At 69.4% G+C, this 13,538-nt stretch carries 16 protein-coding genes; 10 read left to right on the forward strand and 6 right to left on the reverse strand.

Annotation, left to right across the window (positions count from 1 at the left end; genetic code table 11):
- Positions 1 to 3: 3 nt before the first annotated feature.
- The 7 genes from G4X40_RS18970 to G4X40_RS19000 all read left to right on the forward strand — a co-directional run bounded on the left by G4X40_RS18970 (position 4) and on the right by G4X40_RS19000 (position 7,000).
- Complete coding sequence (locus G4X40_RS18970) at positions 4 to 420, forward strand: nuclear transport factor 2 family protein (RefSeq protein ID WP_277834813.1); 417 nt, start codon at positions 4 to 6, stop codon at positions 418 to 420.
- Positions 421 to 429: 9 nt separating this feature from the next.
- Entirely contained in the window at positions 430 to 987 is a 558-nt protein-coding gene (locus G4X40_RS18975) for a hypothetical protein (RefSeq protein ID WP_277834815.1), read from the forward strand.
- Between the two features lie 13 nt (positions 988 to 1,000).
- The gene (locus G4X40_RS18980; RefSeq protein WP_277834816.1) at positions 1,001 to 2,221 is read left to right on the forward strand and encodes a homogentisate 1,2-dioxygenase; all 1,221 of its coding nucleotides are present in this window, start codon (positions 1,001 to 1,003) and stop codon (positions 2,219 to 2,221) included.
- Positions 2,214 to 3,044, forward strand: coding sequence for a hypothetical protein (locus tag G4X40_RS18985; RefSeq protein ID WP_277834817.1), 831 nt, complete (start codon positions 2,214 to 2,216; stop codon positions 3,042 to 3,044). The genes G4X40_RS18980 and G4X40_RS18985 overlap by 8 nt, the downstream gene beginning before the upstream one ends.
- A complete protein-coding gene (gene fahA / locus G4X40_RS18990) occupies positions 3,041 to 4,252 on the forward strand; it encodes a fumarylacetoacetase (RefSeq protein WP_277834819.1) in 1,212 nt (403 codons plus the stop codon). The genes G4X40_RS18985 and fahA overlap by 4 nt, the downstream gene beginning before the upstream one ends.
- Before the next feature lie 115 nt (positions 4,253 to 4,367).
- Positions 4,368 to 5,210, forward strand: a complete 843-nt coding sequence (locus tag G4X40_RS18995) for a mycofactocin-coupled SDR family oxidoreductase (protein ID WP_277834821.1) — start codon at positions 4,368 to 4,370, stop codon at positions 5,208 to 5,210.
- 20 nt (positions 5,211 to 5,230) lie between these two features.
- Positions 5,231 to 7,000: a flavin-containing monooxygenase gene (locus G4X40_RS19000; RefSeq protein ID WP_277834822.1), complete on the forward strand. Its 1,770-nt coding sequence runs from the start codon at positions 5,231 to 5,233 to the stop codon at positions 6,998 to 7,000.
- A 28-nt stretch (positions 7,001 to 7,028) separates the two neighbouring features.
- On the opposite strand, the gene G4X40_RS19005 is transcribed toward G4X40_RS19000, so the two are convergent.
- Genes G4X40_RS19005 through G4X40_RS19015 form a run of 3 tightly spaced genes read right to left on the reverse strand, consistent with a single transcriptional unit; the run spans position 7,029 to position 9,635 of the window.
- Positions 7,029 to 7,871 (reverse strand): SAM-dependent methyltransferase, encoded by an 843-nt coding sequence (locus G4X40_RS19005; RefSeq protein ID WP_277834823.1) that lies wholly within the window; start codon positions 7,869 to 7,871, stop codon positions 7,029 to 7,031.
- Positions 7,872 to 7,893: 22 nt separating this feature from the next.
- Positions 7,894 to 8,676 (reverse strand): DUF4873 domain-containing protein, encoded by a 783-nt coding sequence (locus tag G4X40_RS19010; RefSeq protein ID WP_277834825.1) that lies wholly within the window; start codon positions 8,674 to 8,676, stop codon positions 7,894 to 7,896.
- Positions 8,677 to 8,687: 11 nt separating this feature from the next.
- Positions 8,688 to 9,635, reverse strand: coding sequence for an AurF N-oxygenase family protein (locus G4X40_RS19015; RefSeq protein ID WP_277834826.1), 948 nt, complete (start codon positions 9,633 to 9,635; stop codon positions 8,688 to 8,690).
- Between the two features lie 137 nt (positions 9,636 to 9,772).
- Between G4X40_RS19015 and G4X40_RS19020 the strand changes: the two genes are divergently transcribed.
- Complete coding sequence (locus G4X40_RS19020; RefSeq protein WP_277834827.1) at positions 9,773 to 10,141, forward strand: plastocyanin/azurin family copper-binding protein; 369 nt, start codon at positions 9,773 to 9,775, stop codon at positions 10,139 to 10,141.
- A gap of 33 nt (positions 10,142 to 10,174) precedes the next feature.
- Here the strand turns inward: G4X40_RS19020 and G4X40_RS19025 are convergent, their stop codons facing one another.
- The 3 genes from G4X40_RS19025 to G4X40_RS19035 form a co-directional block, all read right to left on the reverse strand.
- Positions 10,175 to 10,867 carry a glycoside hydrolase family 25 protein gene (locus G4X40_RS19025; protein WP_277835201.1) on the reverse strand — a complete coding sequence of 231 codons (693 nt, stop codon included), beginning with the start codon at positions 10,865 to 10,867 and terminating at the stop codon, positions 10,175 to 10,177.
- 145 nt (positions 10,868 to 11,012) lie between these two features.
- Positions 11,013 to 11,537, reverse strand: a complete 525-nt coding sequence (locus tag G4X40_RS19030; RefSeq protein ID WP_277834828.1) for a dihydrofolate reductase — start codon at positions 11,535 to 11,537, stop codon at positions 11,013 to 11,015.
- Positions 11,537 to 12,343, reverse strand: coding sequence for a thymidylate synthase (locus tag G4X40_RS19035; protein ID WP_277834829.1), 807 nt, complete (start codon positions 12,341 to 12,343; stop codon positions 11,537 to 11,539). The genes G4X40_RS19030 and G4X40_RS19035 overlap by 1 nt, the downstream gene beginning before the upstream one ends.
- Positions 12,344 to 12,457: 114 nt before the next feature.
- Here G4X40_RS19035 and G4X40_RS19040 point away from each other — a divergent pair, with 114 nt between their 5' ends.
- Positions 12,458 to 12,661, forward strand: coding sequence for a hypothetical protein (locus tag G4X40_RS19040; RefSeq protein WP_277834832.1), 204 nt, complete (start codon positions 12,458 to 12,460; stop codon positions 12,659 to 12,661).
- Between the two features lie 40 nt (positions 12,662 to 12,701).
- Positions 12,702 to 13,472 carry a precorrin-6A synthase (deacetylating) gene (gene cobF / locus G4X40_RS19045; protein ID WP_277834834.1) on the forward strand — a complete coding sequence of 257 codons (771 nt, stop codon included), beginning with the start codon at positions 12,702 to 12,704 and terminating at the stop codon, positions 13,470 to 13,472.
- Positions 13,473 to 13,538: the final 66 nt, after the last annotated feature.

Below are 13,538 nucleotides of genomic sequence, written 5' to 3' on the forward strand. Positions count from 1 at the left end.
CCGGTGACCGATCGCGACCTGCCCCGCACCGATCCCGCACTGGCCGAGGTGCTCGAGGAATTGCGGCGGCGCGAGCCGATCTTCCACCGCCCTGAGTCGGGGACCACCCGCGCCGACTTCGAGGCGATGACCGCGCACGACTTCTGGGAGGTCGGGGCGTCCGGGCAGCGGTATGACCGCGAGTACGTCCGGTCGGTGCTCGACGCGCGGGACCGGGACGCGGAAGACCCCTGGCAGACAAGCGACTTCCGGTGCGCCCGGCTCGGCCCTGACGTCTACCTGCTGACCTACACACTGGTACAGGGGCCACGGGTGACCCGCCGATCCACCGTCTGGGAACGCCGCGACGACCGATGGGTGATCCGCTATCACCAGGGCACCCTCGTCGGTTCCGGGCCCGGGCCCGAGCCGCCTGTGTAAAACTCGGGTATGGGCGTGCCGAGTTTCCTCTTGGGCGGCAGCCGTGTCGTGGCGCTGGTCGCGATGTCGGCGGGGGTGCTCGCTGTCGCGGGCTGCGGGACCGGCGCGTGGCCGTCGAACGCCGGCACCAGCACGTCGCTGCCGCCGACCGCGACCACCCCGAACATTGCCGCGACCGCGGGTGCGTGCGGGTTGCTGACCCCGGCGGAGGTCATCGCCGCGACCGGCGCCGAGGTCGGGCGGGTGAGCTACCTGGGCGACGGATGTGTGTGGGAGCGAACGCAGGACGGCAGCGATCCGGTGCTGAACCTGCAGACGACGACCACCCAGGACGGCGACATCGCCACGACCTTCGCCCGCCGCCGTGCCGAGTTGGCCGATCCCACCCAGAACCCGGGTATCGGCCAGGCGTCGTTCGTGGTCAGCGGGATCCCCGGCGCGGTCGACTGGGTGCAGGACGGCAAGATGTTCGACCTGCGCATCATGGACAGTGGCCCGGGGGTGGACCGGAACGCGGCCGCGCTCACGTTGGCTCAGCAGGCCTCCGCGCGGGTGGGCCAGAGTTGACCGGGAGGCGGTCGTGGCGTTCTATCGGCAACTCGGCACCGTTCCCCCGAAGCGGCACACACAGCACCGCGCTCCGGGCGGGGAGCTGTATCACGAGGAGCTGATGGGGGAGGAGGGGTTCACCTCTGACTCGTCGCTGCTGTATCACCGCGGGGTTCCGTCGGCGATCGTCGACAGCCGGGTGTGGGAGTTCGGGGACCAGGCCACAGTCCCGAATCATCCACTGCGCCCGCGGCATCTGCGCCTGCACGAGCTGTTCACCGACTCCGCCGCCCGGGCCGACGCGGTGACCGGCCGCCGGCTGTTGCTGGGTAACGGCGACGTGCGGCTGTCGTACGTGGTGGCGCGGCGCGAGTCGCCGCTGTACCGCAATGCGGTCGGCGACGAGGTGGTGTTCGTGGAGTTCGGCGCCGCGACAGTCGAGACGGTGTTCGGCGCCCTGCGCGCCCGTGCCGGGGACTACGTGCTGGTGCCCCGGGCGACCACCCACCGGTGGGTACCGAACGGTCCGGCCCCGTTGCGGGCGTATGTGATCGAGGGCTGCGGGCACATCGCACCGCCGGACCGGTACCTGTCCCCGCGCGGCCAGCTGCTCGAGAGCGCGCCGTACTGCGAACGCGACCTGCACGGCCCAGGCGACACCCTGCTCGTCGACGCGGCCGATGTCGAGGTGTTGGTCAAGCACCGCACCGCGGCCGGCACGGTCGTCGGCACCGCGATGGTGTGCGCCACCCACCCGTTCGACGTGGTCGGCTGGGACGGCTGCCTGTATCCGTACACCTTCAACGTCGCCGACTTCGAGCCGATCACCGGCCGCGTGCACCAGCCGCCGCCGGTGCATCAGGTGTTCGCGGGCAACGGATTCGTCGTGTGCAACTTCGTGCCTCGCAAGGTCGACTACCACCCGCTGTCGATCCCGGTGCCGTACTACCACTCCAACGTCGACTCCGACGAGATCATGTTCTATTGCGGCGGCGACTACGAGGCGCGCAAAGGCGCCGGCATCGGTCGCGGGTCTGTCTCGGTGCACCCCGGCGGCCACACACACGGCCCGCAGCCGGGCGCCTACGAGAACAGCATCGGCATCGAGTACTTCGACGAGCTGGCGGTCATGGTCGACACGTTCCGGCCGCTCGAACTGGGCGAGGGCGGACTTGCCTGTGAGGACCCCGAGTACGCGTGGTCGTGGGCCGGTCGGCGCGGTCCGGCGGGCGGAGGTGGGAGCGGTGCGTGAGCTGGTGGCCGGGCTGTGTGACGATGCGGCGCTGTTCCCTCCGGGCGACGCCGAGTTGCGCCTCGCACTGCGCGATCACGCCGACCACCGCCGCGGACCGCGTGCGGAACTGCTGGGCCCCTTCGTGATTCCTGCCGCGCGGATCGACGAGGTGGCGGCGGCCGCGACCGCGCCGGTCGACGTGTCGGTCACGGTCCCGGGCGGGCCGGCCGAGGCAGGGGCGGCGCTGACCCGGCTGCAAGCGATGCCGCACCTGACGGTCCGCGCCGTCGAGGTCGCGCTGCCGGAAGGACTACCGGTGACCGCGGGACTGTGCGGGGCGGTCGCCGCACTCGAGGCGCCTCGGGTGTATCTCGAGGTGCCGCGGGACGACCGCCGCGCCGCCGTGCTCGACGGGATCGCGGGCGGGGTGTTCGCGAAGCTTCGCACCGGGGGACCGACCGCGCGGGCGCACCCCGACAGCCGGGAACTGGCCGACGTGCTCACCCGACTGGTCGCCGCGGGGATCGGGTTCAAGGCCACCGCCGGGCTGCACCGTGCGATCCGGCACCGCGACCGCGCCACCGGATTCGAACAGCACGGGTTCCTCAATGTGATGCTCGCGGTCCACCGCGCGCGGTGCGGCGACTCGGCGGCAGAGCTCGCCGAGGTGCTCGAGGAGCGAGACGGCGCGCGCATCGTGGAAGCGCTGTGCGGGCTTGACCGGTCGCAGATCACCCTGTTGCGCAGCTCATTCCACTCGTTCGGCACGTGTAGCATCGCCGAGCCGATCGCCGACCTCGTCCGACTGGGACTGATCGCAGAATCGAGTGTGAGCCGATGACCGCCGTCGACATCCCCGCGGGATCGCCCTTCGGACTGGACAACCTGCCGTACGGGGTGTTCTCGACGCCCGGCACCGCACCCCGGGTGGGGGTCCGCGTCGGCGACCGCGTGCTCGATCTTGCGGCGCTGTTCGAGGATCTCGAGATTCCCGATCCGGCGCTGTCCGCCGACTCGCTGGGGCCGTTCATGGCCCAGGGCCCGGCGCGCTGGGCGGAGGTCCGCGACCGCCTGCAAGACGAACTGGCCGGGCACTCGCGGCGTGGCGAGTTCGGCCAGTTCCTGCACACGCTCGACCGGGTGCACCTGCACCTTCCGTTCCGAGTGGGCGACTACGTCGACTTCTATGCCAACGAGCACCACGCACGCAACCTCGGTGCGATCCTACGGCCGGGATCCGCGGCACTGCACCCGAATTGGAAGTACCTGCCGGTCGGCTACCACGGTCGGGCCGGGACGGTCGTGGTCTCGGGGACCGAGGTGGTGCGGCCGAGCGGGCAACGGCGCGGCATCGAGACCGACATGCCGACGTTCGGGCCGTCGCAGAGACTCGACATCGAGGCCGAGGTCGGATTCGTCGTGGGGGTGCCCAGTCGGCGCGGCGTCCCGATACCGCTCGGCGATTTCGATGCGCACGTCTTCGGGGCGGTGCTGGTCGACGACTGGTCGGCCCGCGACATCCAGGCCTGGGAGTACGTGCCGTTGGGCCCGTTCCTGGGCAAGTCCTTCGCGACGTCGATCTCGGCGTGGGTGGTGCCGATGGGGGCGCTCGAGCACGCGCGGATCGCCCAGCCGCCGCAGGATCCGGAGCCGCTACCGTACCTGCGCGGTGACCGGGCGTGGGGGCTGGATCTGGCGATGGAGGTCAGTTGGAACGGTCAGGTGGTCAGCCGGCCGCCGTACGCCCAGATGTACTGGTCGCCCGCGCAGATGCTCGCGCACCTGACGGTCGGCGGGGCGAGCGTGCGCACCGGCGACCTGTTCGCGTCGGGCACGGTGTCCGGCGCCGAGCGAAGCCAATGCGGATCGCTGATCGAGTTGACCTGGGGTGGAACGGAGCCCGTGACGGTCGGCGGTCGGCCGAGCACGTTTCTCGAGGACGGCGACGAGGTCGTCATCGCCGCGACAGCGCCGGGGCCGGGCGACGCGCGGATCGGGTTCGGTGAGGTCAGGGGGCGGGTGATCGGTCGACCCGAAACCGCCGGCTGAGCGGCGCGAGTTCGCCGGGCGTACCGAGCGCGGTCCCGGCCAGCGGAACACCTGCACTGCACATGTGATCCGGATTACATGATGAGCCGAAAGGCTGTGCGGTGGAGGGAGCGGAATGTCGGGTCGAGTGACAGACAAGGTCGCGTTCGTGACCGGGGCGGCGCGTGGGCAGGGACGGAGCCACGCACTCAGGCTCGCCGAGGAGGGCGCCGACATCATTGCTCTGGACCTGGCAGGCGGCATCGACAGTGTGACGAGGTTCTATCCGCCCGCCACGGCGGAGGACCTCGCCGAAACGGTCCGCGGGGTCGAGCGGCTCGGCCGGCGGATCATCGCAGACAAGGCCGATGTGCGCGATTTCGACGCGGTGCGATCGATCGTCGACCGCGGCATCGCCGAGCTGGGCCGCATCGACATCGTCGTCGCGAACGCCGGCATCTTCATCAGTGGTGAACCGGCACATCGGATCACGGAGGAGGAGTGGGACGACGTCCTCGACGTCAACCTCAAGGGAGTGTGGCACACCTGCAAGGCCGCAATCCCGCACCTGATCGAGCAGGGCGACGGAGGATCGATCGTCCTCACCAGTTCCACCGCGGGAATCAAAGGCCCAGCCAAGACGGCTGCCTACGCATCCAGCAAGCACGCGGTCGTGGGTTTGATGCGTGCCCTGACAAATGAGCTGGGCGAGTACAGGATTCGCGTCAACACGGTCCATCCCGGTGCCACTGACACGCCGATGATCATCAATGACCGCTGCTACGGTCTCTTTCTCCCGGGAGTGGAGCACCCGGCGAAGGAGCAGGTGGCCCCGATGTTCGCGGCCACCAACGCGATTCCTGTCCCGTGGGTGGAGCCGGTCGATGTCTCCAACGCGGTGCTGTTCCTTGCCTCGGACGAGGCGCGTTATGTGACGGGCACGGAACTCAAGGTCGACGCCGGGTTCACCACCCGCTGAGGTCGGAGGAGGAAGCAGAGATGACGACGCAGTTGGATCACCCCACCCTCGATGCAGACGCCGTCGCCGAGGTAGCGCAACAGTGGCTGAGCGGCTTCGCCGAACTGCTGCGCACGGCGTCCGGCGGCGAGTCGCTTCTGCACCAGAACCTGTGGTGGCGCGACCTGCTCGCGTTCACCGGGGATCTGCGCAGCCTGCACGGCCGCGACAAGGTCGATCGGCTGCTCGCCGTTGCGCTCACCCAGCACGTGCGCGGCGAGCAGGTGGACCCGACTTCACCGCCGGTCTTCGTTCCGGTGGGCGAGGGGGCAATCCGTCTGCTGTTTCGGTTCGACACGCAACTCGGGCACGTGCGCGGCGTCGCGAGCCTGGTGTTCGACCGCGGCAACTGGCGGGCACGGAACCTGCTCACCGCGTTGGACTCGCTGGCCGGACACGAATCGGCGATTGGTGACAGTCGACCCCAGGGCACCGAGATGCCCGAAGGCAGGATCGAGTACTGGTCGGCGCGGCGAGAGCGTGAGCTCGACTGCCGGGACCGCGATCCGGAGGTCCTCGTGATCGGCGCCGGACACTCCGGTCTCGCGCTGGCCGCGCACCTCGGCGCACTGGGCGTGCGAACCCTCCTGGTCGATCGCGCCGAACGGGTCGGCGACAACTGGCGCGGCAGATACGACTCGTTGGTGCTGCACGATGCGGTGTGGTCCAACCACCTCCCGCTGATGCCGTTCCCGCCTAACTGGCCGGTGTTCACACCCAAGGACAAGATGGGCGACTGGCTCGAGCTCTACTCCCGGGCAATGGAACTGAACGTGTGGACGCGTTCGGAGGTCGTGGAGACCACGTTCGATCCCGACGACCGCAGGTGGACCGTCGTGGTGGACCGTGACGGCACGCGCCGCACTCTGCGCTCGTGGCATGTCGTGCTGGCCACCGGGCTCAGCGGCACCGAACCGATGATGCCGGACTTCGAGGGGACAGAGGACTTCACCGGCGAACTGCTGCACTCGAGCGACTACCGGACCGACCGGGCGCGCCGCGGAACGCGGACTGTGGTGATCGGCACCGGCAACAGCGGCCATGACATCGCACAGGACCTCCACGAGTCCGGCGCCCGGGTGACGCTCGTGCAGCGGGGTCCCACCCACGTCGCCAGCGGACGCGCCCTCTCGGAGCGCGGACGCTTCCGGTACGGCGAGCACACCGAAACCGATGTGGCGGATCTGCTCGACGCGGCCGTCGCCCGGCGGGATCCGCAGTTCGTGGACGGGCTGCGGAGGGGGGTGGGCCTGCTGGCGGAAGAGGATCGGGATCTACTCGACGGGCTCACCGCCCGCGGCTTCGTGCACAACAGCGGACCGGACGGGGCAGGGGTGATGATGCTGTTCCTCACCCGCAACGGCGGCTACTACATCGACGTGGGTGCGTCGCCGATGATCGTGGACGGCCGAATCGGGCTGGCTTCGGGAGCGATCAGCCGGCTCGTGTCGGACGGCTTGATCCTGGCCGACGGTACATACGTCCCGGCCGACACGATCGTGTGTGCCACCGGCTTCCGCGGCATCCTCGAGACCGCGCGGAACATCCTCGGTGACGACGTGGCGGACGCGTGCACCCCCGTGTGGGGGCTCGACGACGAGGGCGAACTGCGCTCGGTGTGGCGACGGTCCGGCCACGACCGCTTCTGGCTGAACGGCGGGAACTTCATGCTGGTGCGAAACTACAGCAAGTATCTGGCGCTGCAGATCAAGGCCGACCTCGCCGGAATCGAACTGCCCGGGCTCTGCTGACGGCGGTGCACTGGGGAGTCCCACCTCCCTAGCCCCTTGTCGCCGAGACCATCCACCGGTCGCCCTGATGCGACGACTCGTCGAGCGGCGGGGGAGTGCGCCCGTACTTGCGGGCGAGGTCCGCGGTCGGGAAGACCTCGCCGCGCCAGCCGTAGCGGTCGAGCCACCGGGTTGGATCATCGGGCCCGTTCGAGCGCAACAACTCTCGCCACTCGTCACGGTCGATCGGGCTGTCCGGAAGCTGCGGCAACGTCTGCGCATCCTCGAGGAAGTGGGAGCTGGTCAGTGTCGCGCCCAGCCGGCTGCCGGGCGCCGACATCGCAGCGATCCGGGTCATCAGCACGTCGACGTCCTGCGGCGTGAGGTACATCAGCAGTCCCTCGAGTACCCACGCGGTCGGATGGTCATCGTGGAATTCCGCTCGGCGCAGCACATCCGGCCAGTCGGTGCGCAGGTCCACCGGCAGCGTCACCCGGGTCACGGTGGCCTCCGGCTGCGCCGCGCCGAGCACCGAGCGTTTGAACTCCAGCATCGGAGCGGTGTCGACCTCGAAGATCGTCACCGGCGCCGGCCAGTCCAGGCGCAACGCACGGGTGTCCAGCCCGGCGCCGAGGATCGCGACCTGCGTGCAGCCGCCGCGGACCGCGTCGAGCACGAAGTCGTCGAGGAACCTGGTGCGGGCCGCCATCCACAGCGTCAACTGGTCGTCGCGCGGCTCGTCGGCGGCCTCGTGCTGCGGGATCCACCCCGAGGCCTCGACGAACGCGTGTGCCCAGGGATCGACGAAAAGATGGTCGGCGCGGAGGCTTTCGCGCTCGCGTGCGGCCGCCACCAGCACCGCGGTCTTGCCCACGCCACTCGGTGCGTTCATCACCACTCACCGTTCCTCTCGCTCACGCGTCCTCGCCGACGGGATACGGCGGAACGCCGATGCCGGTCACCCGTAGGTTTCCCCACGGGTCGCGTTCGGTCAGCCGCGCCGACCGGACCGGGCCGTCGCCTATCTGCAGCGCGGCGGCGGGGGTCGACGGGGTCGTCAGCGTGTCCGTGGACGGATCGCGGCTGATCCGTCCGTACCAGTGGAAGTGGCCGTCTCGCGGGTCGAGGTGGCCGGTCAGGTGTACGTCGGCGGACACCCGCTGCGGGCCGACGACGAGCATGGCCGGGCCCTCGTACAGGTCGGGGTCGGTGCGGTCGGCGGCCGAGGTCAGCTCATAGTCGTCGGGGTCGACCCGGCGCAGCCGCCGTCGGAACGCCCGGCCCGACACGGGCCGCGACTCACGACCGAACGCGCGCTGCACACTCAGCCGCACCTCGATCCGGGTGGCGCCCGCGCACTCCATCAACTCCACACCGCCACGGATGTGCCGCCGCCGTGCGTTGGTGACGAGCCTGCGGTCACCGGGAAGCAGGAACAGATTCGGGAATCCGGCGATCGCGACACCCAGGAACGGGTGCGGACCGTCGCGCCACGCCTGCCCGATGGTCACCCCTGCCCGCCCGACGAGATGATCCCGCGGCGAGGGGCCGGCGCCGCGCCAGACGATGATGCGCGGATGTTCGACGGCGCCTCCCGGGTGGCGCACCGCCCAGCGGTCGGTGTCTTCGTCGAACTCGCATGCCGTACCGGCACTCACACCGATCACATCGGAGGGGAGTCGGGTCGTGGCGGTCACGGCGGCACCGCTCAGTCGAGGAAGCCGCCGCGACGCCACCCGCGGCGGGCCAGCGGACCCATCAGCCCGGAGTCGTCGAGGAACCGGCCCAGGCCCGCGAAGCCCATCAGCCGCGCTCGGCGGAAGTTCTCGTTGGCGCGGGCCTGCCGCTGCGCCTCGACCGGGTCGAGCCCGGCGCGTGCATAGATGCCGCGGTGGGTGAACAGGTGGTACATCAGCAGGCCGCCGAGCCCGTTGACGTTGCCGACGATCAACCGCTCGAGATGGCCGGCGTGCTGCATCCGCCGCCGCACACCCTCGCGGGCGAACCGGATGTGCCGCGACTCCTCGGTGACGTGGATGCGCATGAGCCGGGCGATCATCGGCTGCAGTTGCGGGTCGGCCATCATGCGGCGCTGCAGCGAATCGAAGATCTCCTCGCCGATCAGCGCCGACACCCACAACAGGGAGCCGCGGAAGGTGTGCGGCAGCAGGTTCACGACGAGCAGGCGCCAACCGCGCAGCCGGAACGGCCGCGCGCCGGCGGTGTCGATGGCACGGCCGAACATGATCATGTGCCGCGTCTCGTCGCCGATCTCGGTCAGCGCGTAGTGCGGGTGCCGGGCGGTCGGGTCGTCGTGCAGCAGCGAGCGCAGCAATGCCTGGTTGAGGATGTTCTCGAACCAGATGCCGACGCTGAGTACGTTCGCGAGTTCCTGTCGGGACAGCTCGATGCGCTCGGACTCGCTCATCGTGTGCCACAGCGGGGTGTCGTACAGCGAGAGCAGTTGCGGCGGCAGGAAAAACTTTTCGGGGTCGAGTCCGGCGTCCCAGTCGATGTCGACGATGGGCTGATACGAGCGCGTGACCGACCCGGCGAGCAGGCGTGTGGCGACGGTGTCGCGGTCGGGGACCGTTGTCGACGGGGAGGTCGTGGCGGCGTGGACCGCCGGTGGGCCGTGCCGAATCGTGTGCGTCATGGTCGATCACTCCCGAGCTGAGGAGTTCGCAGATCCCTCAATTCCGAAGGTAGGCCGTATCTGTGATCCGCGTCAACAGGTATCGCGGTCGGCGGGTCCGGTGGGTGTCGCGGAGTCCGTCGGCGCAGAATCGGTCCATGCGGAACACACTTGGCATGATCACGGTCGGCGCCGCCCTGCTGCTGGGGGTCACCGCGTGCGGCAGCACCCACGAAGCGCAGGCGCCCTCGGTGCCGACCGAGTTGCCGCCGAACACCGTGCTGGTGCGGGACATGCAGTTCACCCCCGACCACCTCACGGTGAAGGCGGGGCAGACTGTCACCTGGAAGTTCGACGACCAAGGGATTCCGCACGACGTGACCGGCACGGGACAGGCCGCGGGCATGCTGAAGTCCAGCACGATCGCCAACGGCACCTTCTCGTACGTCTTCAAGGATCCCGGCACGTACGACTACATGTGCAGCCTGCACCCCCAGATGACCGCCTCGGTCACCGTAGTTCCCTGAGATGTCTCGGTGGGCTGACTGCCCGCTGCGACGTCAGGAGCCGTAGCCGGTGATGCCCGCGCGGGCGTACTGCGCGAACGGGCCCTGCGCCCCGCTGTAGGAGTTCAGGTCCACCGGCCCGGACACGCCGGGCAGGCGACCGGAGTCGGTGTACTGCCAGAACGTCCAGTTGGTCCAGCCGCCGGGCAGCGGTCCCGGGTTGTTCTGGCCGTTGTAGCTGGCGATCCACAGCGGGTAGTTGGCGAACTGGGTGGTGTTCGCCATCGCGTTGCGCCAGAAGTTCGGGTACGTGTAGATGATCGGCTGCCGTCCGGTGAGCGCCTGCACGGTGTCCAGGTACTGGTGCAGCCAGCCGATGAGCTGGGCCGGGGACTGGCCGGCGGCGTTCTCGAAGTCGATGACCGGCGGCAGGTCCAGCGGTCCGTTCTGGCCGAGCACGACCGCCGAATAGAACGCGGCCTGCGCGACCGCGGGCAGGCTGGGGTCGGCGTAGTGGTAGGTGCCGCGGGCGACGCCGGCGGCGCGCATCAGCAGCGAATCCTGCACGAAGTACGGATTGACGTAGTTCAGGCCCTCGGTCGCCTTGACCATCGCGAACTGCTGGCCCGCGCCCCGGACCTGGAACCAGTTGATCAACGTTCCGTTGGTGTGCTGCCATGAGGAGACGTCGGGTCCCTGCTCGGCGGCCGCGACACCGGGCGCGGCCAGCAGCAGGGCGCCGGCCATCACGGCGGGCAGCAGACGCAGCGGACGTCGGAACAGTTTCACTCGAGGATTCGGCACCGTGTGATGCTAGGCATACACCGCTGTCCGTGTCCTGTCATCGGGCAAGCAGTTCCCTGAATACCGCGTCGGCGCGGACGGGCACGGGTCAGTCCACGCGCTGGTAGCTGAGGAAGCGGTAGCGCAAGCCGGTTTCGGACGACTGCCACTCGCTCGGTGCGGCGGTCCACTGCGGCCCCAACTCCGGCGCGTAGGCATCGCCCTCGATGTCCAGGTCGATTTCGGTGACCTCGCAATGTCCTGCGAGTTCGAGTGCGGCGCAATAGATCTGTGCGCCGCCGATGATCCAGCACCGGCTCTCGCCGGCGAGCGAGACCGCGTCGGCGACCGAGCCGGTGGTCTCGGCGCCGTCGAGGACGAGGTCGCGCTGCCGGGTCACCACGATGTTGCGGCGGCCCGGGAGGGGACGGAACCGCGGCGGCAGCGAGTCCCAGGTGCGTCGGCCCATGACGACCGTGTGGCCGGTCGTGGTCTGCTTGAAATGTGCCATGTCCTCGGGCAGTCGCCACGGGATGGCGTTGTCGCGGCCGATCACGCCGCGGCGAGCCTGCGCCCAGACGAGGCCGATCCGGTCGCGGTCGTGCTGGTCCCGGTCCACCTTCTCCCGCCCCACTAGACGGCCACCGGCGCGCTGATCGCCGGGTGGTGGCGATAGTCCACGACCTCGATGTCCTCGTAGGTGTAGTCGAAGATCGAGTCCCGTTCGGCGAGCCGCAGCCGTGGGTACGGGTACGGGTCGCGGCCGAGTTGTTCACGGACCTGTTCGACGTGGTTGTCGTAGATGTGGCAGTCGCCGCCGGTCCAGACGAACTCGCCGACGCCCAGTCCGGCCTGCGCGGCCATCATGTGCGTCAGCAGCGCATAGCTCGCGATGTTGAACGGGACGCCGAGGAACAGGTCCGCGCTGCGCTGATACAGCTGGCAGGAGAGTTTGCCGTCGGCGACATAGAACTGGAAGAACGCGTGGCACGGCGGCAGCGCCATCTGCGGGATCTCGCCGACGTTCCAGGCCGAGACGATGTTGCGGCGCGAGTCGGGGTCGGTCCGCAGCAACTCGAGGGCCGCGGTGATCTGGTCGATGTGCTCGCCGGACGGGGTCGGCCACGAACGCCACTGCACGCCGTAGACGGGGCCGAGTTCGCCGTCGGCGTCGGCCCACTCGTCCCAGATCGTCACGCCGTGTTCCTGCAGCCAGCGCACGTTCGAGTCGCCGCGCAGGAACCAGAGCAGTTCGTAGACGATCGACTTGAGGTGCACGCGCTTGGTGGTGATCAGCGGGAAACCCTCGGACAGGTCGAAACGCATCTGGTGGCCGAAGACGCTGCGGGTTCCGGTGCCGGTGCGGTCGGACTTGGGGGTGCCGGTCTCGAGGACGTGCCTGAGCAGGTCTTCGTACGGGGTCCGGATCGCCGTGGCCATGGTGTCCAAGTCTGCCATGCGCGGTGGACGGCGTCCGCGAGGGCGGTGCCGGGGATGGCCCGCGCCGATACACTGGGACGGGTCCCCGGACGCTCTGTTGGAAGGAGCACCGCGATGGCTGCTGATGAGTTCACCGACATCGACCTGGTCTCCGGTGCGGAGGTGGGTGAGCCGCCGAGTCAGGACGACGCGCCCGACGACGGCAGCGAGACTCTCGACGACCTCGCCGTCGACCGCGAGGCGAACGAGGCCGACGTGGTCGAGCAGGTCCTCGAGGTGTCGTACGACGAGGACTATCCCGAGACCTCGCACGGGTGAGCGATCGGGGCCGGCCCCGTCTCCAGTAGCGTGTGCACCCATGCGCAAGGTGTTCGTCATCGGTATCGGTGCAGGTGACCCGGACCATCTGACCGTCCAGGCGATCAAGGCGATGAACCTCGTCGACGTGTTCTTCGTCCTGGACAAGGGGGCCGCGAAGGACGAGTTGGTGCAGTTGCGCCGGCAGATCTGCGCCGAGCACATCGTCGGCGACGACTACCGCTTCGTCGAGGCCCCCGATCCTGCGCGCGACCGCACCCCGGACGACTACCGCGGCGCCGTGCTCGACTGGCACGAGTTGCGGGCGTCGCTGTACGGCCAGATGATCCGCGACGAGCTGGGCGAGGACGGTTGCGGGGCGTTCCTGGTGTGGGGCGATCCGTCGCTGTACGACAGCACGCTGCGCATCCTCGACATGGTTGCCACGTCGGGTGCGGTGGCGTTCGAGTGCACGGTCGTTCCCGGGATCACCAGTGTGCAGGCGCTGGCCGCCGGGCATGCGATGGTGCTCAACCGGATCGGCGAACCGATCCACATCACGACCGGCCGACGGTTGCGCGCCGGGTTGCCCGACGGTGTGGAGAACGCGGTCGTGATGCTCGATGCGGAATGCTCGTTCGAGTCGGTGGCAGAGGGCGACGCGGGGGACGCGTGGGACATCTATTGGGGCGCGTACCTCGGCACCGCGGACGAGACGTTGATCGCCGGGCCGGTGCGTGAGGTCCAGGGCGAGATCGAGCGGGTGCGCGGCGAGATGCGCGAGCGCAAGGGCTGGATCATGGACACGTACCTGCTGCGGCGCGAGAGGTAACTCGGCCACGGAGTTGGCGGCGTTCGGGGCGCACGTACTTGCTGCGGCGCGAGAGGTAACTCGGCA

Source organism: Speluncibacter jeojiensis, assembly GCF_029589495.1.
Classification (GTDB): Bacteria; Actinomycetota; Actinomycetes; order Mycobacteriales; family Mycobacteriaceae; genus Speluncibacter; species Speluncibacter jeojiensis.

What these genes read in the sequence shown, in the direction of transcription:
- G4X40_RS19015 (WP_277834826.1), bottom strand. Translation starts at nt 9,635, where the DNA reads ATGACGCACACGATTCGGCACGGCCCACCGGCGGTCCACGCCGCCACG.
- G4X40_RS18995 (WP_277834821.1), top strand. Translation starts at nt 4,368, where the DNA reads ATGTCGGGTCGAGTGACAGACAAGGTCGCGTTCGTGACCGGGGCGGCG.
- G4X40_RS19020 (WP_277834827.1), top strand. Translation starts at nt 9,773, where the DNA reads ATGCGGAACACACTTGGCATGATCACGGTCGGCGCCGCCCTGCTGCTG.
- G4X40_RS19035 (WP_277834829.1), bottom strand. Translation starts at nt 12,343, where the DNA reads ATGGCCACGGCGATCCGGACCCCGTACGAAGACCTGCTCAGGCACGTC.
- G4X40_RS18975 (WP_277834815.1), top strand. Translation starts at nt 430, where the DNA reads ATGGGCGTGCCGAGTTTCCTCTTGGGCGGCAGCCGTGTCGTGGCGCTG.
- G4X40_RS19025 (WP_277835201.1), bottom strand. Translation starts at nt 10,867, where the DNA reads ATGGCCGGCGCCCTGCTGCTGGCCGCGCCCGGTGTCGCGGCCGCCGAG.
- G4X40_RS19040 (WP_277834832.1), top strand. Translation starts at nt 12,458, where the DNA reads ATGGCTGCTGATGAGTTCACCGACATCGACCTGGTCTCCGGTGCGGAG.
- fahA (WP_277834819.1), top strand. Translation starts at nt 3,041, where the DNA reads ATGACCGCCGTCGACATCCCCGCGGGATCGCCCTTCGGACTGGACAAC.
- G4X40_RS19000 (WP_277834822.1), top strand. Translation starts at nt 5,231, where the DNA reads ATGACGACGCAGTTGGATCACCCCACCCTCGATGCAGACGCCGTCGCC.
- cobF (WP_277834834.1), top strand. Translation starts at nt 12,702, where the DNA reads ATGCGCAAGGTGTTCGTCATCGGTATCGGTGCAGGTGACCCGGACCAT.
- G4X40_RS19005 (WP_277834823.1), bottom strand. Translation starts at nt 7,871, where the DNA reads ATGAACGCACCGAGTGGCGTGGGCAAGACCGCGGTGCTGGTGGCGGCC.